Source organism: Luteibacter rhizovicinus DSM 16549, assembly GCF_001887595.1.
In the GTDB taxonomy this organism is placed as follows: domain Bacteria; phylum Pseudomonadota; class Gammaproteobacteria; order Xanthomonadales; family Rhodanobacteraceae; genus Luteibacter; species Luteibacter rhizovicinus.
Map to the genome: position 1 here is coordinate 1,419,181 of NZ_CP017480.1, position 11,825 is coordinate 1,431,005.

At 66.0% G+C, this 11,825-nt stretch carries 8 protein-coding genes; 2 read left to right on the plus strand and 6 right to left on the minus strand.

What is annotated here, in order from left to right; all coding sequences use genetic code 11:
* Positions 1-13 precede the first annotated feature (13 nt).
* Complete coding sequence (locus BJI69_RS06540) at positions 14-397, plus strand: DUF2946 domain-containing protein (protein ID WP_125902997.1); 384 nt, start codon at positions 14-16, stop codon at positions 395-397.
* 46 nt (positions 398-443) lie between these two features.
* Positions 444-2,741: a TonB-dependent receptor gene (locus BJI69_RS06545; protein WP_046965743.1), complete on the plus strand. Its 2,298-nt coding sequence runs from the start codon at positions 444-446 to the stop codon at positions 2,739-2,741.
* Here the strand turns inward: BJI69_RS06545 and lanKC are convergent.
* From lanKC to BJI69_RS06570, 6 genes are all read right to left on the minus strand, one after another.
* Positions 2,711-5,401: a class III lanthionine synthetase LanKC gene (gene lanKC / locus BJI69_RS06550; RefSeq protein WP_046965744.1), complete on the minus strand. Its 2,691-nt coding sequence runs from the start codon at positions 5,399-5,401 to the stop codon at positions 2,711-2,713. The genes BJI69_RS06545 and lanKC overlap by 31 nt on opposite strands.
* Positions 5,402-5,484: 83 nt before the next feature.
* Positions 5,485-5,616 (minus strand): hypothetical protein, encoded by a 132-nt coding sequence (locus BJI69_RS23015; protein ID WP_280136176.1) that lies wholly within the window; start codon positions 5,614-5,616, stop codon positions 5,485-5,487.
* Positions 5,617-5,679: 63 nt separating this feature from the next.
* Positions 5,680-7,173 carry a sensor histidine kinase gene (locus BJI69_RS06555; protein WP_052766983.1) on the minus strand — a complete coding sequence of 498 codons (1,494 nt, stop codon included), beginning with the start codon at positions 7,171-7,173 and terminating at the stop codon, positions 5,680-5,682.
* 10 nt (positions 7,174-7,183) lie between these two features.
* Entirely contained in the window at positions 7,184-8,560 is a 1,377-nt protein-coding gene (locus BJI69_RS06560; protein ID WP_046965745.1) for a sigma-54-dependent transcriptional regulator, read from the minus strand.
* Positions 8,557-10,992, minus strand: a complete 2,436-nt coding sequence (locus BJI69_RS06565) for an ABC transporter permease (protein WP_046965746.1) — start codon at positions 10,990-10,992, stop codon at positions 8,557-8,559. Before BJI69_RS06565 ends, BJI69_RS06560 begins: the two co-directional genes overlap by 4 nt.
* Positions 10,989-11,720 (minus strand): ABC transporter ATP-binding protein, encoded by a 732-nt coding sequence (locus BJI69_RS06570; RefSeq protein ID WP_046965747.1) that lies wholly within the window; start codon positions 11,718-11,720, stop codon positions 10,989-10,991. Before BJI69_RS06570 ends, BJI69_RS06565 begins: the two co-directional genes overlap by 4 nt.
* Positions 11,721-11,825: the final 105 nt, after the last annotated feature.

An 11,825-nucleotide genomic window follows, 5' to 3' on the forward strand; every position in this document is an offset into this window, starting at 1 on the left:
AGGGGACGCCGACGTGCGTCGTGGTCTGGCACGAAACCGCTGGTTGGGATGGATGGCGCTGGTCGCCGTCTGGCTCACCGTGCTGGCGCCGTCGGTCTCGCGGACCGTGTCGGCCGCCTTCGTGTTCCCGGACCTCGGTGCCTGGTGCGAGACCTCGCCGGGCGAGCACCACGGCGCCGCGACCGGCCATGACGCGGATGCCCCTGGCGACGGTGCGGCTTGCGGGTACTGCACGCTGTTCGCGCAGATGCCGGCCCTGGATAGCGCCTTCTACATCGGCCATGCCTTGCCGTCGCCGGCGCACGTGCCTGCCACGCTTCCGCCCACCCGTGCCCATGTGCCGGTGGCCATCCTGTACGCCCCGCCACGAGGTCCGCCGGTCGACACGCACGCCTGATCGATTCCGATCCCGCCGTACGCCACCGACCCACGGACTTATCGCCATGACCCTGTTCCCCACGAATGGACGCGCCCTCGCGCGTGCCGTCGCCTGCGCCCTCGGCGCCGCCTGCCTGCCACTGCACGCCGCCGATGGTCCCGACGACCCCCAACACGCGACCACCTTGCGCGAGGTGCGCGTTTCCGCAGCCGGTCGTGGTGCGCCGGTCGATCCGGACCTGCCGGCCGCGGTCGAAACGATCACCGCCGAGCAACTCGACCGGTTCAACGTGATCAATGCCGAGGATGCCTTGAAGTACCTGCCCTCCTTCGGCATCCGCAAACGCTTCACCGGCGATGAGAACGCCACGTTTTCCGTGCGTGGCACGAGCAACCAGCAAAGTGCACGCGGCCTGGTCTATCTCGACGGTCTGCTGCTGTCGAACCTCCTCGGTAACAACTGGGCCAACCCGCCACGCTGGTCGATGGCCTTTCCCGAGAACCTGTCGCGCGTCGACGTGATCTACGGTGCGTATTCCGCGCTCTATCCCGGCAACGCGATCGGCGCGACCGTGCTGATGACGACGCGCATGCCGGAGAAGCTGGAGGTGACCGGTGACGTGCAGGCCTTCACCCAGCATGTGCACACCTACGGTGTCGATCGCGACTACGGCGGCAGCCGGCAGACCGCGACTATTGGCGATCGTGACGGCCGCTTTGCCTTCCTGATCGGCGTATCGCACCTGCAGGCGAACGGCCAGCCCCTCGTCTACGGCACGCAGAACCGGTCGACGGTGGCGGGCGCACGCAATCCGGTCACCGGGGCCATCGGCGACACCGGGGCGACCGGCGTGCCACGCGAAGTGCTCGGCATCAACAGCGAGGGCCAGGAAGCGAGCAGCCAGGACGAAGCGCATGCCCGACTTACCTATGACGTGACGCCCGACCTTACGGCGGCGCTCACCGCCGGCTACTGGAAACAGGACCTGTCTCACCGTACGGAGACGTTCCTGCGCGATGCCAACGGCCAGCCCGTATGGTCCGGACCGGTGACGATCGATGGACGCCAGTACACCGTGCCGGCGAATTTCTTCGCACCGAGCACCCGGCAAAGCCGAAACTATCTCTACGGCATCTCGCTGGGCACGCACCGCGATAGCGGATGGAACATCGAGGGCGATGCCTCGTACTTCGACATGGATCGCAATCGCGACCGTGTCGCCAACGCGGTGACCGACAACGGCGCGGGCCTGCTCACCGCCGGCGACGGCAGTCGCTGGCGCACGTTCGACCTGCGCGCCAGCCACACGCCCGACAACCTCGGCCCCCATACGCATACGGTGAGCTTCGGTTATCACTTCGACGGCTACGCGCTGGACAACGCGACTTACAACCTGGCGAACTGGCGCAATGGGGAAGCCGGCTCGCTCACCACCGCGAACGGCGGCAGCACGCAGACCCAGGCCGTGTACCTGCAGGATGCGTGGCAGCTGATCGAGCGCTGGCGACTCACCGTGGGCGCGCGCTACGAGCAATGGCGTGCCTTCGGCGGCTCGCGTTCCACCTCGACAGCCACGGTTGGCTATCCCGAGCGAAAGGAATCGCATACCTCGCCCAAGGCATCGCTGGCTTACGACGCCAGCGACACGGTGACCCTGCGCCTGTCCGGCGCACGCGCCTATCGATTCCCCACGGTGAACGAGCTGTTCCAGGGAACGTTCAACGGCATCGCGCTGATCAACAACGATCCCAACCTGAAACCGGAGAAGGACCTCTCCCGCGAATTCTCCACGGAGTGGTATCGCCCGAACGGCGTGGCGCGCTTCACGATCTACCGCAGCGATACGCGCAATACGCTCTTCAGCCAGACCGATACGACGGTGTTCCCGAATGTGACCAGCGTGCAGAACGTCGGTCTGGTTCGCACGCGGGGCGCCGAGGCGAGCTATGACGGTACCGGCGTCTGGTGGCCGATGTTCGATCTCACCGCCAATGCGGCTTACACCCAGGCGACGACGGTGAGCAATGCGCGCAACCCCACTTCCGAAGGCAAGCAGTTCTATCGGATCCCGCGCTGGCGCGCGAACGTCATCGGCACGTATCACGCCAGCGAGCGTGTCGCATTAACGCTCGCCGGGCGCTATTCCGGCCGGCAGTACAATACGCTCGATCACAGCGATATCCACCCGGACACGTTCGGCGGTGCCAGCGCCTTCCTCACCTTCGATGCCAAGCTGACCTGGAAAGTGAGCGACCACGTGGAGCTGGGCGCCGGTGTCGACAACCTGACCAACCGCCGCTACTACGTGTATTACCCGTACCCGTCGCGCAGCTATCTGGTGGAGGCGAAGTTCCGGCTTTGACGAATCGGCGTCGGCAGGTGTTCGTCGAGCATGAACGCGGCCGGCGCGGCGCGTCCCAGTCGATCGAAGAATGAGCCGACACCCACGCCGCCGGTGGCCAGGTCGCAACTGATACGCAACAGTTCGGTGCCGGGCACGGCCAGCCCTTCCTTGCGCGGGATGAGGAAGGGCTCGATGCCGCGCGCCACGCGAAGTGCTCCTTCGCGGTACAGGTTGGCGCGCTCCGGCAGAAACTGTGCGAGATCGAGCAGCGTCTCGCCGATACCTGCAAGGCCGTCGAACAAACCCGGGCTGATTGCGTGGATGCGCAGCAGGTCGCCTTCGCTGTCGAGCAGCACGTCGCGGTAACGAACCTCTCCGGTGCAGGCGAGGAAGCGGGCCACCACGGCGACGATCCCCGCCGTACCCTGGCGCAGATAGGGCACGGAGGGAAACGGACCAACGGACATCGGCCACGTCGCGGCGCCGTCCGCGTTATCGCGACGTTGTGCCAGGTCGAAGGCCAGTGCCGCCGTGGCTCCACTCAGGAAGCGCGGCTCGCCGGTGGCGACGTGCAGATGAAGCAGGAAGAGCGCGATACCCGCCGCGCCGTATGCAAGACCGACAGGTTGCTGGCCGCCGTCCGGCCAGCGCAAGGTGTCGTCGTCCCCGGCAATCGCGGCAATCAGCAGCTCGTCTCCCGCCTGCCTGGCCGCTTTCAGAAAATCAGCGTCCGCCGTTTCGTGCCACGCCTTGATCCGGGCGAGGCCCCAGCCCGCGAGGCCCTCATGCAGCCCCGGCGCGTGCCGGATGCCATCGTCCAGCGGTCCCGACCGGATGAGGGTCGCCGCGCGCTCGGCTTCACCCGCGTCGAAAAGCACCCATGCGATGCCGGCATCGCCGGACATCAGGCTCACGCCACGCGGGGTGGATGCGTCGAGGCCGGCAAGCAGGTAGTCGCGCAGTCCGGCAGGTGGTTCACGCCCGCCGCGCAGGTATGCATGCAAGACACCCGCGGCACCGTGAGCCACGCCCCAGGGATGGCTTTCGAACACCTCGGGCGCGGCCGGCACGAAACGATCGGGACGCGCACGAGTTGCCTGCGCCGTGACGTAGCCGAACAGCGCGTCCGCGTGGTCGGGTAGTCGCGGAACGGCAGCGAGGCGGTGCGGTACCGGCTCGCTTCCGGTTTCCACCTCGGCCAGGGACAGGCGCAAGGCCGCCATGACTTCCGGTGGTGACGGGCGCCTTGAACCGCTGGTATCCAGCAATCGAGCGATGACGTCCGTCACGGCGGCGGGATAGCCCATGTCCTCGCTCATCCGGCAGGCGAAACGCATGGCCGCCGCCCGATCCAGCGGAAGCATCGCGTTGATCGGGATCATGGCGGCCAGGAGGTTCGCGCCAAAGGCGTAGCTGTCTTCCTTCCGCGCCCCCGCGTGATCGCGTGACGGCGGATTTCCCGATGCAAAGCCCGGCGTGCGAAGCCCTATGGGCGCATCCATGCCCTCCTCGACGGCCGCTTCCAGGTCGATCAGGCGCACGTCATCGTCGGCACCGACGATGATGTTGTGGAATGAAAGGTCCCCCAGCGACACGCCCACCGCATGCACGCGCTCGACGGCATCGGCGATACGGCTGTACACCGTCACGACGTCGATGAGAAAACGCGCGACGTCGTCCCGTGTCGCCCGCGTCTTCAGCCAGGGATAGCGGCGTCCCAGCCACAGCCGCAAGGTGTCGCCACGCAGGTACTCCTCAACGAGGAAGCTGTGTTCCCACTCCTCGAAATGCGCGATCGGCATGGGCGCGATACGCAGCGGCGCAAGGCAACGCAGCAACCGGAACTCCTTGCGCAGACTCTCTTTGGCAGTTTCGCCCGCGCCGACGAACGGGCGCGCTTCCTTGATGACGACACGTCGCCCCTCGTCGAGGTCGTCGGCAAGGTAGACACCGCCTGCGGAAGAAAAGGCCAGGGCTTCGTAGACGCGATAACGGCCGCCACCCAGAAGCACCGGCGATGCCGGCGCCGCCGGAGCGTCGGTCCCGAAAGGATCGCGCAGCCAGTCGGGTAGACGGAATCGCGGCGACCGATCATCCGCCTCGACACGATCGTCGGGCCGACGCAGCAGCCATTCGTGGCGTCCGCCTGGCGAAATACGGAAGTCTGAAACGATCCCGCCATAACGGTAATAGAGCACACGAGAATCGTCATAACGCCGATCCGTGAGTACGTACGGCCCGACGTAGCCCGATAAGGCAGCGTGCAGATCGGCGATCACCTGGCGGAAGTCGTCGACATCGCGCGGATATACGGTGATGAACTTGCCGGATCCGCCGCGCGGCCAGCGTTTGCCATTGATGGCGGAGAGCATGACCCGATCCGCCGCGAATTTGAACGCGGTACCTGACGCGGCCAGGGTTGCCGCGGCGATCGAAAGCACGATATGAGCGGTGGCGGCGATCGAGGACACATGGATCTTCCAGCCTTGCATCGGCAGCACGGCATTCGCCGGCCGGCAATGCATCCAGATACCCGATCGATGAACGGTCCAGTGAGTCGGCAGCACCCGCTTTGCCGGGGCGACGAAATCGTCTTCCCGAATAATGCGGCTGGCGTAGGGCTCGAAAAATTCGCGATCGACCGAGGTGTACTGCAACAGCTGTGCGCGTCGCTCCATGATGTCCCGTTGCTCCATGTGGGGGTGTAACCCCGGTGCACGAGACGACCCGGACGTCGCCTCGTGCACCATCGTCGTCCCGGCTATTCCACGAAACCGTCCATGTGGTAGATCGAGCAACTCCCCGTGCTGCAGGTCGTTCCCCATTCGCCACCGTCGTTGCGATCCCACGCCATATCGGTCGCCAGGTCTTGCAGGTCGAGTACGCTTGGCATAAGCCCTCCTTTGGTTAAGCGCTCGGACGTGCGCGTCGCCGAAATGCGAAGCGCGAGGCGAATCTAGGACGCCTGCGTATCGCCGGACAGTGGCGCAGGGGTACCGTTCCGGGGTTTACACCCGGATAGGGTGGCTTCTTGCGCTGGCTGACCGGTTTCGGTCACCCGATCTGTCCGGAATCGGACACCGCCGTCCGAGTCCGGATGCATGGGCAGCCGGACCGTCGCAACGGCTCCCTTACGGTCGCTGCGTGCGGCGAGGTCCACCGTGCCCGCATGCGCCTCGACGATGAGGCGCGTCAGGCTCAGTCCGATGCCCGAGCCCTCGGGCTTTGTGGTGAAGAAGGGAACGAAGATGCCGTCGCTTGGGGGCAATCCAACGCCCTCGTCCTCGATCGTCACGCGCACGAATCCGGCTTCGGCACGCCAGTCGATGCGCACGCCACCTTCCGTCTCCAGCGTCGCCTCGACCGCGTTGCGTATCAGGTTGATGAAGGCCTGCCCAAGCTGATCTTCATCGCCGTTTACCGTGACCGCTGCACGGCCCGTCACGTCGACCGCCTTGCGCCTCTCGAGCAGCGCCAGGCGACGCAGGGCGATATCCAGGCGAAACGGCCGTGATTGCAGGGGCGGCAGTCGCGCCAGCCGGCCGTAGCCGGAAAGGAAACGTGTCAGTGAGTGCGCGCGTCGACCGATCACTTCCAGGCCGAGACGCAGCTCGTCCTGAATCGCACCGATGTCATCGGCGTCCAGCAGGGTCGATAGACTTCCCGCCAACGAGCCGATGGGCCCCAGCGAGTTGTTCAACTCATGGCTGAGCACGCGGATCAGGCGCTGCCACGCGCGCCTCTCCTCTTCACTCAACGCCGCGCTCAGGTCGTGCAGCATCACCATCGTGTGCTCGCGCCCTTCGCTGTACCAGACCGCGCGGCGCACGGCCCAGCGGCCGCTCATCGAAGCGAAACGGTAGTTGAGGATGGCACCGTCTGCCGCGCGCAGGGGCTCGCCCAGGCCGAGCGACGTCATGTCACGGCCGATCACGGCAGCACGCTCCGCCCCGATCAGGCGCCGCGCGGCGGGATTGATGAATGCCAGGCACTCGCGATCATCGATAACAAAGACAGCACTGTGCAAGGCGACCAGGGTCTTGCCGAGGAAGCGGGACGTCTCGGTGCGTTTTCGCCTGCCACTGCGCAGATCGTCGGTCAGCAGGTTCACATCGCCAATCAGGCCCTGGAGAGGATCCCGACCGGGGCGCACACGTCCCCGCATGCTGTAGTCACCTTCACGGATGGCGAACAGAAGGTCGAGGACCGTTCCCAGCGTCGCCACCAGACGGCCTCCGCCGATCCAGCCGAGGAGTCCGCTGAGCGCAAGCCCGGCAGCGAAGATGGCGCCGCGGACCGCCAGCGAAAGGCCACTGACCACGACCAGGAGTGCGCCACTCGCGACGAGCGGCGTGACGAACATCAACGCCCAAAGGACGGCGTCGATCCGAAGCATCACGGAGCGGTCGTGGGTCGCTGTCGCATCATGCGATCGGTAACGAAGGCTCATGCCCCGGCCCTCACTCGATGGGTTCGAATCCGTAGCGGGCGCGGTGCTTGTCGAGCCTGCGATACAAGGACTGGCGTGAGATGCCAAGCGCGTCGGAGGCGCGCTGGAGATTATGGTCGTTACGCTCCAGGGCGCTCCGTATGATCATTTCTTCCGCTTCCGGCAGTGTCAGCCGGTCCAGCACGAGGGCCGACGCCGTCGACTTGCACAGGTTCAGCCCGTCCACATCGATCTCGTCGCCATCGGCCAGCAGCACCGCGCGTTCGACGGCGTGTTCCAGTTCCCGAATGTTTCCCGGCCACTCGTACGCACGCATGGCGCGTTCGGTGGACACCGAAAGGAACATGCTGCCGCGTCCGCGGCGACGGCATTCGCGCAGGATGAAATGCCGCGCGAGAGGAATGATGTCTTCCGACCGGTCACGCAGGGAAGGCATCCGTATCTGCATCGCGTTCAGACGGTAGAGCAGGTCCCGGCGGAACCGGTCGGCCCTTACCGACGCATCCAGATCCGCATTGGTCACGGAGATGACGCGAACGTCGACCCGGTGCGTGCGGGCCGAGCCCGACCTTTCCAGCTCGCCTTCTTCCAGAACACGCAACAGCTTCACCTGCTGGGCGATCGGTATGTGACCGATTTCCTCGAGGATCAGGCTACCGCCTTGTGCCAGCTCGAAGCGTCCCGGACGCGGGTGCCGATCGTCGTCGCCAAACATCTCATCGACGAAACGCGATTCGGGGAGGCTGCCCATGTCGACGCGGATGACCGGTCCATCGGCACGAGAGGACATGGTATGGATCTCACGCGCCAGCAGGGACTTGCCTGTGCCGTTCTCGCCCAGAATGAGTACGTTCGCATCGCTGGCGGCGATACGCGACGCCAGCTTCGTGACTTCGCGCATGGCCGACGACTCCCATGCGCGAAGAACGTCGGGAATTTCCCTGCCGAGGGCGTTCTCGGCGCGAAGTCGCCGGTTCTCCTCGCGAATTTCGCGAAGGGCGATCTGGCTACGCACGGTATGCAGCATTCGCTCGTTGTTCCACGGCTTCTCGATGAAATCGGCGGCACCCCGACGCATCGCCTGGACAGCCAGGTCGACGCTTCCCCAGGCCGTCATCGCCACTAACGGGAGTTCGGGAAAGTCCTCGCGGAGTTGACCGATGAGCTCGAGCCCTTCGTGTCCCGACGTCGTGTCGGCGCTGTAGTTGAGGTCGAGCAGGGCACAGGCGAAGTCGGCGCGGGACGCCGCATCGAGCGCCGCCTCCGGCGAGGTGACCTGCACGGAAGGGATGTCCAGGGAGCGAAAGAGCAGACGAAGCGATACGAGTACATCCGCCTGGTCGTCGACGATGAGCACGGGAAGGGCAAGAAGGGGGCGCGGGATCATCGGGGTATCCCTTCACGATGGCGCGACCCGCGCGGCGACATCAGTTCGCCGCGCAGGATCGTCGCCGGGCGCACCGCGGCGGCGTGCAAGGACGGCAATGCTACGGCAGCCAATGCCGCGGCAATCATCAATAGCGCGACGGCGGCAACCACGCCGACATCGATGACGCCTCGCTCGAGCGCCGGATGCACGACGACCCGGCCGAGGACGACGGCGACCACCAGGCCGACAGCGACACCGGGCATCGCCATGCCGAGGCCACGCGACAGGAGATGGCCGAGCAGGTCCAGTGGCGTGGCGCCCAGGGCGTCGCGAAGGGCGATCTCGCGACGACCTCGTGCCACCTCCAGCGATTGCACGGCGTAAAGGCCGATCACCGCGAGCGACAGCGCCATACCGGCGAACATCACGGCAAGCGATGCATTGCGGCGCGCCTGCGCCGTTGCCTGCGCGGCGAGCTGCCGAAACGACCGCCGGGTACCCGTCACGAGGCCCGGCACGACGCCACGAACCAGCTTCCGTAGGGTTGCATCATCGGCGGCCGTGCTGCCTGGGCCACGCGACACGAAGAAGGTCGGCACGAAGCGCCGGATGAAGGCGTAGATGTCCGGATCGACCTGAGCGAACGGCACGTACACCGTCGGTACCGCGGCGTGTTCGGCACCGGCGGAGCGCGCGTCGGCCACCACACCGACGATGCGTATCGGGCGGTTTGTGCCGCGGAGCGAGGCCGGTTTCACCCACCCGCCGAGGCCATGACTGTCGATCTGATCGAGATAGGCCTGGTTGACCACCGCTACAGCCGGCGTCGCGGCGCGATCACCGACTTCCATGCTGCGGCCGGCGACCCGGGTGATGCCCATCGCCTCCATGGCCCCCGGGGAGACCATGCCGTACTGCAAATAGGAGGTGTCCCCGGCGGGCTTCAGAAAGGGCATGAAGAGGCCGGCACCGATCGGGAGCAAGGTGGTCATTCCCGCCGCATCGATACCCGGCAAGCCCAGGGCGGCTGCGCGAATGACGGCGTCGGCATGGATGACATCATCGAGCACGGGGAATTGCGTGGCGTCCGGACTGATCTCGACGAAGCCCGCCGCATCGGCCTGAAAGCCAAGCGGAACCTGCACGGCCCGCCACCATTGGGCCACCATGGCCACGCCGAGAACCAGCAACACGGTCGCCAGCGCCGTCTGCACTAACACCATCAGCCGTCTTGCACGTTGCGCAAGACCGGCCGGCGACGCTCCACCCGAGGCAAGCTGCATACGTAGCAGGGTGTCCGGGCTGGTGTGCACTGACCCGAGCAGCGCAGCGGACACGGTCACGGCGACCGAGGCGAGCGCTGCCGCGGCGCAGGTGCGCCCGTCCAGTTCGATGGGCAGCGCGGAGGCGAGCCAGGATGCTGGAACGAGCGGCCGGACCGCCACGACCATGACGTGCGCAAGGGGAAGGCCGATCATCAACGCGCCCGCGCTGGTCATGATGACGTCGAGAACCCGCGGAAGTCTCGGCTGCCAGCCCCTTCCGCCGAAAGCGATGACGAGACACGTCTCCTGCGTGCGCCGCAAGGCCCTCGTCAGCATGAGGTTGGAGAGGTTGACGCCGGCCACGGCAAGGACCAGCAGCGAGCAACAGAAGAAGAGCAACACGACCGGTTTCGCCTTGCTGGTAAGGACGAGGTCGAGGGGCGTCGTCGCATAGACGGGAAGACACTGGCATCCCGGACGTAACGGCACGCGACTGGCAACCAGCCTTGCCTGGATCCACCGCGCGACGCGGTCAGCGGACGTGCCAGGAGCAAGTCGGGCGATAGCGACAAGATTGGCCGCGTCGTCGCCGGAGAGGCCCGTCAACGACAGAGGAGTCAGGACATCGATGTCGGAAAAGAACCGGTAGTCTGCCGGCAGGACTCCGCGTACCGTCATCGCGACCCCATTGATGGCGACGCGACGCCCGACCACACGCGGATCGCCTCCCATCCAGTGACGCCAGAACGTGTACGACAGCATGATGCCGCGGTCGAATGCGATCGATGGATCCTCGGGGAGGATCGACGTCACACCGAGCGTGGGCAGAAAGCCGGCATCGACACGCTGCGCGCGGGCCAACCTCTCCCGCTCGCCCGATCGAACGTTCACGGATTCGGCCACCTGTGCCGCGCCGCGGGAGACCACGCCTGGCGGAAGGCCGATCGCATCGTACAGAAGGGGAGAGGCCGCGCGGCTGGCAGGATCGCGATCCTCTTCGCCGTAGACCACGATGCTGGCGTGATGAGGAAAGGGCGGAGCCCTCAACAGGGACTCGACCATCGCCAGGGCGCTGGTCAAGGCGGCGAGGCCGATCGCCAGCGTCAACGACGACAGGGGCAGGAAGCCCAGACCACGCCAGCGACCGCGACGGGCACCTATCTGTCTATGGCCTGACGAGCTCACGGAAACGACTCCGTGCTCCGTCGTTCGTCCAGCCCGGCTTCGGCCTCGCGCTGTCGTTGTCGAAACGTCGTCTCATCGATCACGCAGCCGTCCAGTAACCGCACCGTACGGTCCGCGACGCTGCTGAATCGCTCATCGTGCGTCACCATGCAGATCGTCCGGCCTGACGCATGCAGACGGCTGAGCAGCGCCATCACGATCTCGCCGTTACGCACGTCGAGGTTGCCCGTGGGTTCGTCGGCAAGCAGGATCGAAGGTTCACCAGCCAGTGCGCGGGCGACCGCCACGCGCTGCTGCTGTCCGCCGGATAGCTGGTCAGGGTAGTGGTGCATGCGATGCGCCATGCCGACATCCGCCAGCGCACTTGCCGCACGCTCCGTGCGTTCGCGATGGCTCATCCCGTCGCGAAACGACAACGGCAACTCGACGTTCTCGGCGACCGTCATGTCACTGATCAGGTTGAAGGCCTGGAACACGAAACCGATGTGCTGGTTGCGCAGGCGTGCCCGCGCGCGGCGACCCAGTCCCGACATCGATTGACCGAGGAACCGGAAGCTGCCGCTGGTGGGGGCGTCGAGAACGCCCATGAGGGACAGCAACGTGGTCTTGCCGCAACCGGACGGCCCCGCGATCGAAACGAACTCGCCCCGGCGGACATCGAGGTGGATGTTGGTCAGGACGTGAACTTCCATGGTCCCGATGTCGAAGACCTTCCCGATGCCACGCATCTCGATCAGCGGAGAAGCAAGCGCAGATTGCACCGTCGTCACCTGAGAAGATTTAACCCCGTTCGGCGATTGTGGCGCGCGCGCAGGTGATCGTCGGACACGATT

Bases quoted from the DNA above. Each gene is read 5' to 3' on its own strand.
- BJI69_RS06545 (WP_046965743.1), top strand. From the start codon at position 444: ATGACCCTGTTCCCCACGAATGGACGCGCCCTCGCGCGTGCCGTCGCC.
- lanKC (WP_046965744.1), bottom strand. From the start codon at position 5,401: ATGGAGCGACGCGCACAGCTGTTGCAGTACACCTCGGTCGATCGCGAA.
- BJI69_RS23015 (WP_280136176.1), bottom strand. From the start codon at position 5,616: ATGCCAAGCGTACTCGACCTGCAAGACCTGGCGACCGATATGGCGTGG.
- BJI69_RS06555 (WP_052766983.1), bottom strand. From the start codon at position 7,173: ATGAGCCTTCGTTACCGATCGCATGATGCGACAGCGACCCACGACCGC.
- BJI69_RS06560 (WP_046965745.1), bottom strand. From the start codon at position 8,560: ATGATCCCGCGCCCCCTTCTTGCCCTTCCCGTGCTCATCGTCGACGAC.
- BJI69_RS06570 (WP_046965747.1), bottom strand. From the start codon at position 11,720: ATGCGTGGCATCGGGAAGGTCTTCGACATCGGGACCATGGAAGTTCAC.